The sequence below is a fragment of the Microbacterium sp. 69-7 genome, assembly GCF_001897985.1.
Lineage (GTDB): Bacteria > Actinomycetota > Actinomycetes > Actinomycetales > Microbacteriaceae > Microbacterium > Microbacterium laevaniformans.
Genome location: NZ_MKRU01000030.1, coordinates 1 through 15,123, shown reverse-complemented (window position 1 = coordinate 15,123; position 15,123 = coordinate 1). Strand labels below are relative to the sequence as shown.

At 72.5% G+C, this 15,123-nt stretch carries 17 protein-coding genes; 11 read left to right on the top strand and 6 right to left on the bottom strand.

All coding sequences use genetic code 11. The features are described from left to right. Positions 1–2 precede the first annotated feature (2 nt). The 7 genes from BGN98_RS03100 (at position 3) to BGN98_RS03070 (ending at position 7,214) form a co-directional block, all read left to right on the top strand. Positions 3–1,346: a multidrug effflux MFS transporter gene (locus tag BGN98_RS03100; RefSeq protein WP_288119498.1), complete on the top strand. Its 1,344-nt coding sequence runs from the start codon at positions 3–5 to the stop codon at positions 1,344–1,346. Positions 1,347–1,373: 27 nt separating this feature from the next. Further along, a complete protein-coding gene (locus BGN98_RS03095) occupies positions 1,374–2,018 on the top strand; it encodes a phosphatase PAP2 family protein (RefSeq protein WP_036290160.1) in 645 nt (214 codons plus the stop codon). A 5-nt stretch (positions 2,019–2,023) separates the two neighbouring features. Then, positions 2,024–3,928 carry a helicase HerA-like domain-containing protein gene (locus BGN98_RS03090; protein WP_288119495.1) on the top strand — a complete coding sequence of 635 codons (1,905 nt, stop codon included), beginning with the start codon at positions 2,024–2,026 and terminating at the stop codon, positions 3,926–3,928. Between the two features lie 74 nt (positions 3,929–4,002). Further along, positions 4,003–5,559, top strand: a complete 1,557-nt coding sequence (locus BGN98_RS03085; protein WP_288119493.1) for an SDR family oxidoreductase — start codon at positions 4,003–4,005, stop codon at positions 5,557–5,559. Positions 5,560–5,568: 9 nt separating this feature from the next. Further along, positions 5,569–6,168: a GNAT family N-acetyltransferase gene (locus BGN98_RS03080; RefSeq protein ID WP_061682643.1), complete on the top strand. Its 600-nt coding sequence runs from the start codon at positions 5,569–5,571 to the stop codon at positions 6,166–6,168. A gap of 141 nt (positions 6,169–6,309) precedes the next feature. Continuing rightward, a complete protein-coding gene (locus tag BGN98_RS03075; RefSeq protein WP_036290150.1) occupies positions 6,310–6,786 on the top strand; it encodes a MogA/MoaB family molybdenum cofactor biosynthesis protein in 477 nt (158 codons plus the stop codon). Beyond that, positions 6,786–7,214 carry a molybdenum cofactor biosynthesis protein MoaE gene (locus BGN98_RS03070; RefSeq protein WP_005051429.1) on the top strand — a complete coding sequence of 143 codons (429 nt, stop codon included), beginning with the start codon at positions 6,786–6,788 and terminating at the stop codon, positions 7,212–7,214. Before BGN98_RS03075 ends, BGN98_RS03070 begins: the two co-directional genes overlap by 1 nt. A gap of 4 nt (positions 7,215–7,218) precedes the next feature. Here BGN98_RS03070 and BGN98_RS03065 read toward each other — a convergent pair whose 3' ends face one another. The 4 genes from BGN98_RS03065 to BGN98_RS03050 are packed head-to-tail and all read right to left on the bottom strand — an operon-like array spanning position 7,219 to position 10,335. Continuing rightward, positions 7,219–7,452 (bottom strand): MoaD/ThiS family protein, encoded by a 234-nt coding sequence (locus tag BGN98_RS03065; RefSeq protein WP_016464396.1) that lies wholly within the window; start codon positions 7,450–7,452, stop codon positions 7,219–7,221. Further along, positions 7,452–7,922, bottom strand: a complete 471-nt coding sequence (gene moaC / locus BGN98_RS03060) for a cyclic pyranopterin monophosphate synthase MoaC (RefSeq protein WP_005051425.1) — start codon at positions 7,920–7,922, stop codon at positions 7,452–7,454. The genes BGN98_RS03065 and moaC overlap by 1 nt, the downstream gene beginning before the upstream one ends. Further along, entirely contained in the window at positions 7,919–9,184 is a 1,266-nt protein-coding gene (locus tag BGN98_RS03055; protein WP_036290147.1) for a molybdopterin molybdotransferase MoeA, read from the bottom strand. Before BGN98_RS03055 ends, moaC begins: the two co-directional genes overlap by 4 nt. Next, positions 9,181–10,335, bottom strand: a complete 1,155-nt coding sequence (locus BGN98_RS03050; RefSeq protein WP_036290145.1) for a ThiF family adenylyltransferase — start codon at positions 10,333–10,335, stop codon at positions 9,181–9,183. Before BGN98_RS03050 ends, BGN98_RS03055 begins: the two co-directional genes overlap by 4 nt. Positions 10,336–10,416: 81 nt before the next feature. Between BGN98_RS03050 and BGN98_RS03045 the strand changes: the two genes are divergently transcribed. The 4 genes from BGN98_RS03045 to BGN98_RS03030 are packed head-to-tail and all read left to right on the top strand — an operon-like array spanning position 10,417 to position 13,545. After that, positions 10,417–10,812 (top strand): TOBE domain-containing protein, encoded by a 396-nt coding sequence (locus BGN98_RS03045; protein WP_061682759.1) that lies wholly within the window; start codon positions 10,417–10,419, stop codon positions 10,810–10,812. Then, complete coding sequence (modA, locus tag BGN98_RS03040) at positions 10,812–11,615, top strand: molybdate ABC transporter substrate-binding protein (protein ID WP_016464399.1); 804 nt, start codon at positions 10,812–10,814, stop codon at positions 11,613–11,615. The genes BGN98_RS03045 and modA overlap by 1 nt, the downstream gene beginning before the upstream one ends. Then, positions 11,612–12,436 (top strand): ABC transporter permease, encoded by an 825-nt coding sequence (locus BGN98_RS03035; protein ID WP_016464400.1) that lies wholly within the window; start codon positions 11,612–11,614, stop codon positions 12,434–12,436. The genes modA and BGN98_RS03035 overlap by 4 nt, the downstream gene beginning before the upstream one ends. Next, entirely contained in the window at positions 12,412–13,545 is a 1,134-nt protein-coding gene (locus BGN98_RS03030) for a sulfate/molybdate ABC transporter ATP-binding protein (RefSeq protein WP_288119487.1), read from the top strand. The genes BGN98_RS03035 and BGN98_RS03030 overlap by 25 nt, the downstream gene beginning before the upstream one ends. Before the next feature lie 24 nt (positions 13,546–13,569). Here the strand turns inward: BGN98_RS03030 and BGN98_RS03025 are convergent, their stop codons facing one another. After that, the gene (locus BGN98_RS03025; RefSeq protein ID WP_005051408.1) at positions 13,570–14,085 is read right to left on the bottom strand and encodes a tetratricopeptide repeat protein; all 516 of its coding nucleotides are present in this window, start codon (positions 14,083–14,085) and stop codon (positions 13,570–13,572) included. Between the two features lie 12 nt (positions 14,086–14,097). Beyond that, the gene (locus BGN98_RS03020; protein ID WP_502687803.1) at positions 14,098–14,997 is read right to left on the bottom strand and encodes an HNH endonuclease signature motif containing protein; all 900 of its coding nucleotides are present in this window, start codon (positions 14,995–14,997) and stop codon (positions 14,098–14,100) included. Positions 14,998–15,123: the final 126 nt, after the last annotated feature.

Here is a 15,123-nt window from a genome sequence, read left to right as displayed (position 1 = left end):
CCGTGCGCGAAGAATCCGCCCCCCGAACCGCTCCGACCCGCGTCCCGTCCGGCCCCGGGCGTACGGCCACCGGTGCCATCCGCACGCTCGGATCGCACCCCGCCACCGCTCCGGTCGTCCTGCATCCCGGTGACGCGATCTCGACGGCACGCCGCGTGGTCTACATCATCCTCCTCGGTGCCCTCACGGCGCTCGGACCCTTCACGATCGACCTCTACCTGCCCGCGTTCCCGACGTTGCAGGCCGACTTCCGCACGTCCGCCGCGGCGATCCAGCTCACCCTGACCGGCACGATGGTCGGCTTCGCGCTCGGTCAGCTGATCGTCGGACCGCTCAGCGACAAGGTCGGACGCCGCGTGCCGCTGCTCGCGGTCACCGCCCTGCACGTCGTGGCCAGTGTCGCCGCGGCGTTGGCGCCGGATCTGACGCTCCTGGCCATCGCGCGTGTGTTCATGGGTGTCGGCGCTGCCGCCGGCGGCGTGGTCGCGATGGCGATCGTCCGCGACCTGTTCGGCGGGCGCCGCCTCGTCGTCATGCTGAGCCGGCTCGCCCTCGTGTCCGGAGCCGCGCCCGTCGTGGCGCCGCTCATCGGCTCCGCGCTGCTGTCGGTCATGCCGTGGCGCGGCATCTTCGTCGTCCTGTCCGTCTACGGTGCCGTCATGCTCGTGGCGGCGATCTGGCTCATCCCCGAGACGCTGCCCGCCGCACGGCGGAAGGAGCGGGGAGCGACCACCGTGCTGCAGCGCTACCGTGCCGTCTTCAGCGACCGGGTGTTCGTCGGCGTGCTCATCATCGGGGGTATGTCCTTCAGCGGGCTCTTCTCGTATCTGTCGTCCTCCTCGTTCCTCTTCCAGGAGACATACGGTTTCGACGCCCAGCAGTACGGGCTGCTGTTCGCCGCCAACTCCCTCGGCCTCGTCGTCGGTGTGCAGGTGGCCGCGCGCCTCGCGGCCCGCTTCGGCCCGCAGTGGGTGCTGTCGGTGTCGACCGGCGTGCTCGTGGTCGCCGCGATCGCGATCATCGTGTGCGACCAGCTCGGATGGGGCTTGTGGGGGACCATGGTGCCGCTGTTCGTGTTCATGACGGCGTGCGGCTTCACGTTCCCCTGCGTGCAGGTGCTCGCGCTCGATCGCCACGGCAAGGCCGCCGGGACGGCGGCATCCATCCTCGGGGCGACGAACTTCGGGGTCGCGGGACTCATCTCCCCGATCGTCGGATGGGTGGCGCGCGATGCCGGGATCACGGCGACGACGATGGCATCGGTCATGGTGGGATGCGCGCTCATCGGGGCGATCTCGCTCTGGGCGATCGTGCGACCGTGGACCGTGGAGCGGCTCGCGCCCTGAGCCGCGGGCGTCGGGCATAATGGGGCGATGAGAGCACCCTTGGACGATGACGTCACCACGGTCATGCTCCAGCGGCTCGTCGTGGGCGTGCTGCTGATCGCGATCACGGTGTGGCTCGGCATCCAGGTGGTGGTCGAAGCCGACGTGAACGTCGACGAGTGGTGGAACGTCTTCGTCGACCGCTTCGCTTTTCTCGACGGCGCCGCCCTCGCGATGAACTTCCTCGGCGGCGGATGGTTCGCGACCTTCGTTGTGCCGCTCGCCGGCGTCGGGCTGCTGCTGTGGCTGCGCCGGCCCCGCGGCGCGCTCTTCGTCGTGGTCGCCCCGCTCGGCAGCGTCGCGCTCGTGCAGCTGCTGAAGGCGCTGTTCGGCCGCGCACGCCCCGAGGACATGATCGTCTTCTCCGACCACGGCTCGTTCCCCTCCGGACACACCGCCAATGCCGCGACCCTCGCGACGATCGCCGTCATCCTCTTTCCACGGGTGTGGGTCGCCGTCGTCGGCGGCGCCTGGGTGTTCGCGATGGCGTTCAGTCGCACCCAGGTGCACGCCCACTGGCTGAGCGACACCGTCGGCGGAACGCTCGTCGGGGTCGGCGCGACCCTCGTGATCGCGGGGATCTGCGCGCGGATGCTCGAGCGCGAGAACGAGCGGTTGCGCTCGCTAGGCTGAGCGCCATGAGCGCTGTCGATGACGCAGAACTTGCCCGACTTCAGGCCGAGGCAGAGGCGGCCGAGGCCGCGCTGAAGCTCGCCCAGGCCAAAGCCGCGCTCGCCGCCGCCCAGGCCGCGCGCGCCGCCGGCCCTGCGCCCGCGGAGGAGATTTCCGCTCCGGAGGACGCCGAGGCCGCCTCTGCACCTCCCGAGGCGATATCTCCTCCCGAGGAGCAGGCCCCGCCGGCCGCTCCGGCTGCGGATGCCGCGGCGGCACCGGATGCCGCGGCATCCGGACCTCTCGACGGCGACCAGGTCGCCGCGATCGCGAAGGGGTACGCCTTCGAGGGCCTGACCCTCGATCTCGGTGCCCTGATGAACACCGAGCCGGTGCCGTCGGCGCAGATCCGCATCCCGCTGGCCATGATGAACCGACATGGCCTCGTCGCGGGAGCCACCGGCACCGGCAAGACCCGCACGCTGCAGGGGCTCGCCGAACAGCTCGCCGCGAAGGGCGTTGCGGTCTTCGCCGCCGACATGAAGGGCGATCTGTCGGGCGTGGCGACGCCGGGCGCGCCGAGCGAGAAGCTGCTCGCGCGGACGGCGGCGATCGGACAGGAGTGGGCGCCCGCGGCATCCGTCACCGAGTACTTCGCCCTCGGGGGCGTCGGCAAGGGCGTGCCGGTGCGCGCGACCGTCTCGGGGTTCGGGCCGCTGCTGCTGAGCAAGGTGCTCGGCCTCAACGAGACCCAGGAGTCCAGCCTCGGACTCGTCTTCCACTACGCCGACGCGAACGGACTGGCCCTGGTCGACCTGTCCGACCTGCGCGCCGTGCTCACGTGGCTCACGAGCGACGAGGGCAAGGACGAGCTCAAGGAGCTCGGCGGGCTGTCGTCGGCGACGGCCGGCGTGATCCTGCGCAAGCTCATCACCTTCGCCGACGACGGCGCCGACGTCTTCTTCGGCGAGCCCGAGTTCGACGTGCGCGACATCCTGCGCACCGCTCCGGACGGACGCGGGGTGATCTCGCTGCTGGAGGTGCCCGGCGTCGCCGACAAGCCGGCGCTCTTCTCGACCTTCCTCATGTACCTGCTGGCCGAGCTGTTCGAGATCCTCCCCGAAGTGGGCGACCTCGACAAGCCGAAGCTCGTGTTCTTCTTCGACGAGGCCCACCTCTTGTTCCGCGATGCGTCCAAGGCGTTCTTGGCCGCGATCACGCAGACCGTCCGCCTCATCCGGTCCAAGGGCGTCGGCGTCTTCTTCGTCACGCAGACGCCGAAGGACGTGCCCTCCGACGTGCTCGGCCAGCTCGGTTCGCGCGTGCAGCACGCTCTGCGTGCCTTCACCCCGGACGACGCGAAGGCGCTGCGAGCGACGGTGGGCACGTATCCGACGAGCGGCTACGACCTCGAACGGGTGCTGCAGGAGCTCGGCACCGGAGAGGCGATCGTCACCGTCATGAACGAGAAGGGTGCGCCGACCCCGGTCGCCTGGACGCGACTGCGCGCGCCGCAGGGCCTCATGTCGCCCACCCCCGACCCGGACATCGAGCGAGCCGTGCACGCCTCGCCGCTGCTGGCCCGCTACGGCACGCCGATCGATCGCGAGTCGGCGCGCGAGATCCTCACCGCGAAGATGAACGCCGCCGCGGAAGCGGACGCCGCGGCCGAACAGGCCAAGGCGCAGGAGCAGGCGGCGAAGGAGCAGGAGAAGCAGCGGGCCGCACAGGCGAAGGCGGATGCCGCCGCCGAGCGCGAGCGACAGAAGGAGTACGACCGGATCCTGCGCTCCACCGGCGGCTCGACGCGGACGACGCGCACCTCCCGCGCGTCACAGAAATCGCCCATCGAGCAGGTGTTGAACTCGAAGTCGACCCAGACGATCCTGAACTCGGTCATCCGCGGCCTCTTCGGCACCGGCCGGCGCTGACGCTCGCCCTTGCGTGCGGCGACCCCGTGCGCAAGGGGATGCGCCGCCTGGAGCCGCCGTCTAGCGTGACGGACATGAGCGATCTGTCGAGCCCCACCGGCCGCGAAGAGGAGCTGCGCGCCGTGCCTCGCGCAGACGGCACGGCGCCGCGTGCGCTCGTGCTCGGTGCGACCGGCTACATCGGGGGGCGACTGGTGCCGCGGCTGATCGCGGCCGGTTACCGGGTGCGGGTGCTGGTGCGCGATGCCGGTCGGCTCGCCGCGTTCTCGTGGGGGAACGAGGTCGAGGTCGTGGTCGGCTCGGCCGTCGACGAACCGGCGCTCGCGCAGGCCTGCGCCGACGTCGACGTGCTCTACTACCTCATCCACTCGATGTCGGTCGGCGCCGGTTTCGAGCAGGCCGATCTCGCCGCCGCGCGCGCCGTCGCGGCGGCGGCCGCGGCATCCGTCGCTCGCCTGGTGTACCTGGGCGGGCTGCACCCGGAGGGCGTGCCGCTGAGCCCGCATCTGCGCTCCCGGGTCGAGGTGGGGGAGGTGTTCCTCGCCAGCGGTGTGCCCACGCTCGTGCTGCAGGCCGGTGTCGTGATCGGGTCGGGGTCGGCCTCGTTCGAGATGATCCGCCACCTCACCGAGGTGCTGCCGTACATGCCCGCCCCCAAGTGGGTGCGCAACTTCATCCAGCCGATCGCCGTCCGCGACGTCATGCACTACCTGCTGGGCGCCGCGCGCGTCGCCGCCGACGTGAACCGCGCCGTCGACATCGGCGGACCCGACGTGCTGCGCTACGGGCAGATGATGAACGGCTACGCGGTCGAGGCGGGCTTGCCGCAGCGGCCGATCGCGCCCCTGCCGGTGCTCACGCCGGGACTGGCGTCGCACTGGGTCAACGTCGTCACACCGGTGCCGCGCTCGATCGCGCGCCCGCTCATCGCCTCGCTGCAGAACGAGTGCGTCATGGACGACCACGACATCGACGCCATCATCCCGCCGCCGGCGGGCGGCCTCACGCCCTATCGCCGGGCCGTGGCGCTGGCCCTGGGGCGCGTCGCGGCCGACAGCGTGGAGACGAGCTGGCAGGATGCCGAGGTCAGCGGCGTGCCATCGGATCCGCTGCCGTCCGACCCGGAGTGGTCGGGGCGCACCGTGTTCACCGACGTGCGCACGGCGACGACGACCGCGAGCCCCGCGCGGCTCTGGGAGGTCATCGAAGGGATCGGCGGCGAGAACGGCTGGTACTCCGCGCCCGTGCTGTGGGCGCTGCGCGGCTGGATGGACCGGGTCGTCGGAGGCGTGGGGCTCGTGCGCGGACGGCGCAATCGCAGCCGCGTGGCCGTCGGCGACGTCATCGACTTCTGGCGTGTCGAGAAGGTCGAGCCGCAGCAGCTGCTGCGCCTGCGTGCCGAGATGAAGGTGCCGGGTCTGGCGTGGCTCGACCTCGGCTGCGAGCCGGGCGCCGACGGCGGCGCCGTGTACCGCCAGCGCGCGGTCTTCTTCCCGTCGGGGCTGTCGGGCCGGCTGTACTGGCTCGCCGTGCTGCCGTTCCACGGGTTCATCTTCCGGGGGATGGCCAACCGCATCACGGCGGCGGCGGAGCACGCAGCCGCCGCCGAGCACGTGGACGCTGCGGCCTAGACTCGCGCCGTGGCCCATCTGCGTTCTTTCCGCCCCGGCGACGAGCCCGCCCTCGCCGAGATCTGCCTGCGCACCGCCGACACGGGCAGCGACGCCACCGGCATCCTGGACGACGACGACATCTGGGCGGCCGTCTTCGTGCTGCCGTACGTCGCGCGTCATCCCGAACTCGCCGTGGTCGTCGAGACGGACGATGGGCGGGTCGCGGGCTACGCCGTCGCCACCGACGACACCGACGCGTTCGAGGAGTGGTTCCTGAGCGAGTGGTGGCCGCGCTTCGCGCAGCGCTGGCCGAAGCCGGTCGGCGAGCCCGCCACGCGACAGGACTCCGTGCTGGCGTACGCCTACGGGCGCCGCCCGGGCGCTGAGCCTTTCGCAGAGTCCTTCCCCGCGCATCTGCACATCGATCTGCTTCCCGACGTTCAGGGGCAGGGGTGGGGGCGCCGGCTGATCGCCGCGCTCTTGGAGCGACTTCGCGCCGCAGAGGTTCGGGGCGTGCATCTGGTCGCCGCCGGCACCAACGCCGGTGCCATCGCGTTCTACGCGCGTCTGGGCTTCACGCGCCTGGACGCTCCCGCCGACGTCGCCGCCTTCGGCATGCTCCTGTAGCGCCCCTCCCGCCTCTTCGCCGAGCCGCCACGTTTTCGCCGACCCGCCACGATATGTCGCGCCGAAACAGGGCGGCTCGCGCGGAAGGTGGCGGCTCGGCGACGAGACGGGGGAGAGGGGGCGGGGGCGTAGGGTGGGGGCGTGGGCAGCCTCGCCGTCGTGATCACCGTCTCGGATCGGTCGGCTGCGGGCGTGCGCGCCGACACGGCGGGGCCGATCGCGGTCGCCGCGCTTCGCGACGCGGGGTGGGAGTGCGCCGACGCGCGCATCATCGCCGACGGCGCCGACAGCGTCGAGACCGCGCTGCGCGCCGCCCTGGCCGACGGTGCGCGCCTCGTCGTCACGACCGGGGGGACCGGCGTCGCCAAACGAGACGAGACGCCCGAGGGTACGGATCGCGTCATCGAGCGCGCGCTCGACGGCATCCCCGAGGAGCTTCGCCGTCGCAGCGTGGCCGAGAAGCCGGCCGGCATGCTCTCTCGCGGTCGCGCCGGCACCGCGGGGCGTGCCCTGATCGTCAACCTGCCCGGGTCGCCGGCGGCCGTGACCTCCGGGATGCCTGTCATCCTCTCGGTCGCCGGTCATGTGGTGCACCAGCTCGACGGAGGAGATCACTGATGGCTGCCGTTCGCATCGCCCGCATCACCGAGGAGCCGCTGGATGCCGCCGCGCACCTCGCCGCCGTCGACGACCCCCGGGCGGGGGCCGTCACGAGCTTCATCGGCACGGTGCGCGATCACGACCCCGACGCCGCAACGGCCGTCCTCGCGCTGGAATACTCCTCGCACCCGGATGCCGAGGCGACGCTGCACGACATCGCGCTGACCGCCATCGGCGACACGCGCGCGACCGTCGCCGTGAGCCATCGCGTCGGGCGCGTCGAGGTCGGCGAGGCCGCCGTCGTCATCGCCGTCTCGACGCCCCACCGCGCCGAGGCGTTCGAGGTGTGCCGCGCCATCATCGAGGCGATCAAGCGCGAGCTGCCGGTGTGGAAGCGTCAGCTGACGGCCGACGGGGCCGCGGCGTGGAAGGGGATCGGCGGCTGAGCGCTCAGCCGCCGGCGAACGGCGGCAGCACGTCGACGAGGGTATCGGCGCCGAGCGGCGCCGAGCCGTCGGTGCGGCGTCCGTCGACGAGCACGGCGCAGCGGGGGAGGATCCGCCCGAGTGCCGGAGACTCCCGCGTGAGCGCGGCGCGCAGGCCGTCGAGATCGGTTTCGGTTCGCGCTTCCTCGTCGCGCCCGGCGAACTCGGCGGCGGCGGCGAAGTAACGGACCCGCGGCATCAGGACTCCCGCACCCAGTCGCCCGACTTGCCGCCGGTCTTGGCGATGAGGCGGACGTTCTCGATGGCGGTGGCCTTGTCCATGCCCTTCACCATGTCGACGATCGTCAGGGCCGCGACGGAGGCCGCCGTCAGCGCTTCCATCTCCACCCCGGTGCGGTCGGCGGTGCGGACGGTCGCGGTGATCTCGACGCCGTCGTCGGTGATGGACAGGTCCACGCTCGCGCCGTGGACCCCGATCACATGGGCGAGCGGAAGCAGCTCGGGCGTGCGTTTGGCGGCTTGGATGCCCGCGATGCGTGCGACGGCGAGCACATCGCCCTTCGGCACCGCTCCGTCGCGGAGCGCGGCGACGACGGCGGGCGCGCAGCGGACGAGCGCAGCGGCGGTCGCAGCGCGCACCGTCGGCTGCTTCTCGGTCACATCGACCATGCGGGCGTGACCGGCGCCGTCCAGGTGGGTGAAGCTCATGCGTCCCATCCTTCCAGCAGGTGCACCATGACCGGGTCGCCCTCGTGCACCTCGGCGACGTCGGCGGGGACGACGGCGAGGGCACGCGCGAGCCCGAGGCCGCCCGCGAGGTGCGATCCCGATCCGCCCGCCGTCGCCGGTCGTACGCTCCAGCGGTCGCCCGCGGTGTCGATGACCGCGGGCAGATACTGCCGCCGTCCCTCCGGGGTGCGCCACGACGTCGCGGCGGGCAGGGTGAGCCGGGGGCGCCGGATCACCCGTCGCCCCTGCATCGCCAGCAGGGCGGGACGGACGAACACCTCGAACGAGACGGCCGCGCTGACGGGGTTTCCCGGCAGGCCGAACAGCAACGCCACGCCCGTGGGCGTGGGCAGCGTGCCGAAGCCCTGCGGTTTGCCAGGCTGCATCGCGACGCGGCTGAAGGTCATGGCCGCCGCCAGCTCGGTGCGCACCACTTCGAAGGCGCCGGCGCTGACGCCGCCGGAGAAGATCACCGCGTCGACGGATGCCGCCAGCAGCCCCGCCACGGCGTCGCGGAGAGCGCCGCCCTCGTCGTCCACGCAGACCTGAGCGATCACGTCGGCGCCGGCAGCCGCCGCGAGCCCCGCGAGCAGGACGCCGTTGGATTCGGGGATCTGCCCGCGTCGCAGTGGTGTTCCGGCCGGGGCGAGCTCGCTGCCCGTCGAGACGACGGCGACGCGGGGCCGGGCCGAAACGACCGCGTGTGTGCGTCCCGCGGCGGTCGCCGCAGCGACCTGGAGAGGTCCGAGCATCATGCCCGCCTCCAGGACCACGTCGCCGGAGCGGAGGTCATCGCCCGCGCGGCGGACGAACGCTCCGGCTGAGCGCGGGGCGCGCTGGACCGTCGCGGTCTGCAGGGAGTCGGAGAGCCCGCCGGCGGTGTCTTCGAAGGGGACGATGGCGTCGGCATCCGAGGGCACGGGCGAGCCCGTCATGATGCGCGCTGCCTCGCCCGCAGCGAGCGGTGGATCGTCGGCGGTGCCCGCCGGCAGGTCCGCGACGACGCGGAGGATGACGGGAGCTGCGGGGCTCGCGTGCGCGACGTCGGCGAAGCGCACGGCGAAGCCGTCCATGGCCGAGTTGTCGAAGACGGGGATGTCGAGGGCGGCGCGCACCGGCTCGCGCAGTGTCGCGCCGGTCGCCTCCGCCAGTGCGACCCGCGCGGTGGGCAGTGGACGCACGGCGGCGAGCACGTCGCCGAGCTGCTCCTCGACGGTGCGCAGCGGCGCGCCGGCGCTCATGACTGCTGCCACGCGGCGAGACCGCCCACGAGGATGTCGGCGTCGACGCCGCGGGCCCGGAGGGCGTCGGCAGCATGGCGGGCGCGGATGCCGTGCGCACAGATGACGACGACGTGCTCGTCGTCGATCTGCGCCGGATCGTCCAGGAGATCGCCGAGGGGGATCAGGACGGAGCCGGCGACGACGCCGGTCTGCGTCTCCCACGGTTCGCGCACATCGAGGAGGGTGGCGCCGGCCTCCTGCGCGGCGAGCATCTCGCTCGCCGTCAGCTCGCGGATCGCCGCGGGGGCCGCCGCGGCGGGAGCGTCGATCGGCTGCGGCGTCGTCGGAGCGGCGGGAGCAGCCCCGCGCAGCGCGACCTCGGTCTGCGTGCCGCGCAGGGCGTCGATCACGAGCACGCGGCCCAGCAGCGGCTCACCGGTGCCCACGATGAGCTTGATCGCCTCGACGGCGAGGATGCCGCCCACCTGCAGGCAGAGGGCTCCGAGCACGCCGACCTCGGCGCAGGTGGGCGGCGTACCGACCTCGTCGGCGGGATGCAGGTCGGACAGCACGACCGGGTCGGTCCCGGCCGGTGGTGCGTTCCAGAACACCGTGACCTGTGCGTGGAACTCCTGCAGCACGCCCCAGACGAGCGGGATGCCGAGACTCTCGCAGGCGGCGGCGACCGCTGCCCGGGTCTCGAACGTGTCGCTGCCGTCCACGACGAGATCGGCGCCGTGGAGCAGGTCCTGCGCGTTCTCGCTCGCGAGGCGTTCGGCGACGGGGATGACCACCGTCTCGGGGGACAGGTCGGCAGCGACGCGCTCCGCCGACGCGGTCTTGTGCGCGCCGATGTCGGCGTGTCGGTGAAGAAGCTGCCGCTGGAGGTTGCTGAGGTCGACGACGTCGTCGTCGATGACCGTCAGGGTGCCGATGCCGGCCGCGGCCAGTGCCATGACGACGGGGGAGCCGAGCCCGCCGGCGCCCACGACGGCGACATGCGCGGCCGCGAGTCGGCGCTGACCGAGATCGCCCACGCCGTTCAGCACGAGGTGGCGCTGCGTGCGTGCGCGTTCGGCGGGGCTGAGGTCGGGAGCGGGGTCGACGAGAGGAGGCAGCGGCACGGTGCCAGCGTATCCGCCGTGCCCGTCCGCGGGGCCGTGCGCCACAAGCGCCTCCCGCTGTCGAAATCCGCAAATGCGTCCTCTGAGGCGGCCTTCTGTCCGCAGATGCGCGCTATCGTTGGCGGTATGCGTTCATACCGTGTCACCGAGGCCGCGCGTCTGCTCGGCGTGAGCGACGACACCCTCCGTCGGTGGGTCGATCAGGGCATCCTTCCGACGACGGGGGCCTCGCCGGTCGAGATCCCCGGCGATGCGCTCGCCGCCCGTGCGGTCGCACTCGCCCACGCCGCCGCAGACCCCGCGGATGTCCTCTCCAGCGCACGCAACCGATTCGTGGGGCTCGTCACGCGCGTGCAGCAGGACGGAGTGATGGCGCAGGTCGACATCCAATCCGGCCCCCACCGCGTCGTCTCGTTGATGTCGGCCGAGGCGGTCCGCGACCTGGGGCTCGAGCCCGGTGCGCTGGCCGTGGCGGTCATCAAAGCCACCTCCGTCATCGTCGAGACTCCGAAGGAGAGCTGATGCGCACGCGATCGAGGTACGTCCTCGCCGCCTTCATCGCCACGGCCATGGCGCTCGCCGGCTGCAGCGCCGGTGCGGGATCGGCGGATGCCGGCCGAGCCGCCTCGGGGACGGCGTCGTCGGACAGCATGTCCGGCGAGCTGACCGTCTTCGCCGCGGCGTCGCTGAAGGCGGCCTTCACCCGGCTCGCCGATCAGTTCCAGGCGGCGCACCCGGGTGTGACGATCCGTCCCATCAGCTACGACGGCTCGTCGACGCTGGCGACCCAGCTGATCGAGGGCGCCCCCGCCGACGTCTTCGCCTCCGCCGACGAGAAGAACATGCAGAAGGTCGTCGCCGCCGGGCTCGCCTCCTCGCCGCAGCCGTTCGCGACGAACGTCCTCACCCTCATCGTCCCCTCCGGAAATCCGGCCGGCGTGCAGGGGCTCGCCGACCTCGCCAACCCGTCCCTGCGCGTCGTGCTGTGTGCGGCCGACGTGCCGTGCGGCGCGGCCTCGCAGACGCTGCTGCAGAAGGCGGGCGTGACGGCATCCGTCGACAGCTACGAGCAGAACGTGACCGCCGTCCTCACGAAAGTGGCCAGCGGCGAGGCGGATGCCGGGCTCGTGTACGTGACCGACGCCACGACGACCGCCGACGTTCAGACCGTGGCGACGCCCGGCGCCGATGCCGTGGTCAACACGTACCCGATCGTCGCCCTGGACAACGCTGCGAATTCTCCGGCCGCGCGGGCCTTCGTGGACTTCGTGCGCTCCGATGCCGCACGCGCCACGCTCACCGACCTCGGCTTCGGCACGCCATGACGGTCATCGCGCCGGGGCGGCACGGGCAGCCGCGGGGATTCGTCCCGCTCGCGCTGGGGGTGCCGGCCGTGCTGGGGCTGGCGGTGCTCGTCGTGCCGCTGACCGCGCTCGTCGGGCGCGTCGACGGGGCGACGCTCTGGGGAGACATCACGTCGCCGGCAGCGGTGTCGGCGCTCGGGCTGTCACTCGTGACCGGCGCGCTCGCGACCCTCGTCTGCATCGTTCTCGGCATCCCGCTGGCACTCTGGATCGCGCGGTCGGGTCCGCGCCTGGCGGGAGTGCTGCGGGCGTTCGTCACGGTCCCGCTCGTGCTGCCGCCGATGGTCGGCGGGGTCGCGCTGCTGTTCCTGCTCGGACGCAACGGCTGGCTCGGGCAGTGGCTCGCCGTCGTCGGCGTGCGCCTGCCTTTCACGACCGCGGCCGTCGTGATCGCGCAGACCTTCGTCGCGCTGCCGTTCCTCGTGCTCGCCGTCGAAGGAGCCCTCCGTGCGACGGGCACGGGCTACGAGCAGGCGGCGGCGGCGCTCGGTGCGGGGCGCTGGCGCATCCTGTGGCGTATCACGCTGCCGCTGGCGGCTCCCGGCCTCATCGCCGGCACCGTGCTGTGCTTCGCGCGCGCGATCGGGGAGTTCGGCGCGACGGCGCTGTTCGCCGGCAATGCGCCGGGGGTGACGCAGACGATGCCGCTGGCGATCTACACCGCGTTCAACGGGGCTGGGGTGTCGCAGGGCACCGCGGTGGCGCTGTCGCTGCTGCTGCTCGTGACCGCGCTGGCGGTGCTTCTCGCGGTGCGGGCATGGCGCCCGGGGGCGACCCGGTGAGCGGCGCGACGCTCGAGGCGCACGTCGTCGTGCGGCGCGAGGGGTTCGTCCTGGATGCCGAGATCTCGGCATCCGCGGGGGAGATCGTCGCCGTCATGGGCCCGAGTGGTGCGGGCAAGTCCACCCTCGTCTCGGTGATCGCCGGGCTGCTGGCGATCACCGAGGGCCGTGTGCACGTCGCCGGCGAGGTCGTGTCGTCGCCGCGCGTGCAGCTCGCGCCGCAGCGCCGCGGGGTCGTGCTGCTGGGGCAGGATCCGCACCTGTTCCCCCATCTGTCCGCGCGGGACAACGTGGCCTTCGGCGTGCGCGTGTCCGCGGGGGAGGGGCGCGCGGCCGGGCGGGTCGAGCGGCGCTCGCGCGCCGAGCGGGCGCTCGCTGAGGTGGGCCTCTCCGGGATCGGGCATCGCCGTCCGGCGGAGCTGTCCGGCGGACAGCAGCAGCGGGTCGCGCTGGCGCGCGCATTGGCCACCGAGCCCCGGGTGCTTCTGCTGGACGAGCCGTTCACGGCGCTCGATCCGGTGACGGTTGCGGACATCCGCCGCACGCTCGCCGAGCGTGTGCGCGCGGCGGGGTGCACGACGGTCTTCGTGACGCACGACGTGGTCGACGCCGTCGCCGTCGCGGATCGCCTCGTCGTGCTCGAAGCGGGGCGGGTGTCTCAGCAGGGCGCGGTGCGTGAGGTGCTCACGGCCCCGGCCACGGATTTCGTCGCCGCCCTCGCCGGCGTCAATCGGGTGGCCGGGCGTGTGGAGGACGGCGTGTGGGGTGCCGGGGTGCTGCGGCTGCGAGCTGCGGGGGTGCGCGACGGGGACGCGGTGGCGCTCATCCCGATCGGTGCCGTACGCCTTGAGAGCGAAGGGTCCGGGGCATCGGAGGGCGAGGCCGCGGGGGCCGGCGCCGCCGAGCCGGTGCGGGCAGCCGGCACCGCGACGTGGACGGCGCGCGTGGAACGCATCGAGGCGACGCCCGCGGGCGCCCGCGTGTACACGGCGTCACCGCCGGTCGTCTGCGAGCTCACCGTCGCGCAGATGCTCGCCGCGGAGACGGCGGAAGGCGACGCGGTGCGCCTGTCGGTGGATGCCGCGGACGTGCGGATCGTCGCGAGCTGAGTGCGCGCAGACGGCGGCGTGCTGTCACGCCCCGCCGTCTGCGGCGACGTCCAGATCTCGCAGGTAGTCCGCGTTTGCGCGCAGCGATGCGCGGTAGCGATCCAGCTCCGTCTCCGACGCGTGCGCGGCGACGACATCGAGCAGCTCGGCGAAGGCCGCGTGGACCTGGCCGGCAGCATGAAGGCTGAGGGCCTCGAACACGGCCAGTGAGACCGCTTCGGGGAACTCGTCGCGAGCGTCGGCGAACACCCGGAGGGACTCGTCGAACCGGTCGAGGTTTCGCAGCGTGCTGGCGTACTGGAGCAGGCATCGGCGGCGGATGTCGCCGGTCAGACCGGCGTCGAGCGCGCGCGGATACAGAGCCGAGGCCGCGCTTTCGTCACCGGCGGTGTCATGCGCCCCAGCGAGCTCGTACAGGACACGCGCGTGATCGGGATGCCGGGCGTGGATCTCCTCGAGCGCCGCGATCGTCGGCGCCATCGCATCGCGATCTCGCGCCGCGAAGATGCGGTCCAACTCGGCATCGAGGCTCTCGCTCATCCGTCGATCCTCTCAGAACGGTGGCGGCTCGCCCCCGCCAGGTGCCGGTGTGGTGGTGTCGGGGACGAATCGGACGCGGCTGGGCGGGTGGTCTTCGTAGTGTCGTCCGGTGGGGGAGGTCCATTGCAGGGTTCCGCCTCCGAGGTGCCGTACTCGCCAGGTGGTGTGGTGTTTGAGCGTGTGGTGTCGTCGGCACAGGTGGGCGAGGTTATCGTGTGCGGTCGCTCCGCCGATCGCGGCGGCGGTGGTGTGGTCCTGGTCGCATCGGTGTGCGGGGCGGGTGCATCCGGGCGTGCGGCATCGTTCATCCCGTGCGCTCAGGTAGCGGCGAAGGCCCGCGGACGGCCGGTACCGGTCGACCGCGACCGGGATGCCGGCGATGGGGTCTGTGAACACCCGATCCCACCCGGGTGCGAGCCCGGTGAGTCTTCGGGCGAGGGCGGGCTGGATCGGGCCGTACCCGGTCAGGATCGCTGGACCTGCGTCCGGGGCGCCGGCGAGAGTGAGTGCGGGGATCGTCAACTGAATCTGCGCGGTCACCGTGTCCAGCCCCGCCCCGGTGGCTGTGGTGGTGGGAGTGGCGGTGAGCAGCAGGTCGCTCAGGATGTCAGCGCGCACCTGCGCGAGCGTGCGGTGATCCTTCTCCTGCACGCAGATCGCACCACCGCAGGATGCTGGGTCGGTGTCGGCGTTGCCAATATCGCTGGTAGTGCGCGCCGTCCCAGTGACGACGCTCTGCCCGTCGTTGTCACCACCATCTCCACTGTCTGCATCACCTTCACCACCGCCGCTCGCGGCCGCGCCGTCGGCGGCGCCTTCGGGGTGGTCGAGGACGTGGCAGGCGCGGCTGGTGAGGGCGTCGTGGATCGCGTAGGCGAGGGGTGCGGGAAGGTCGGCGATCAGGCGTGCCATCCCGTCATCCAGGTCGAACAGTCGGACCGAGCGGGTCTCGTACGGGCCGCGTCCGTTTGAGTGGTGGTCTTTCGCTTCGTTGCGATGATCAGCTGTCGTTAGTTTAGGCGGCGGTGATCTCGGGGA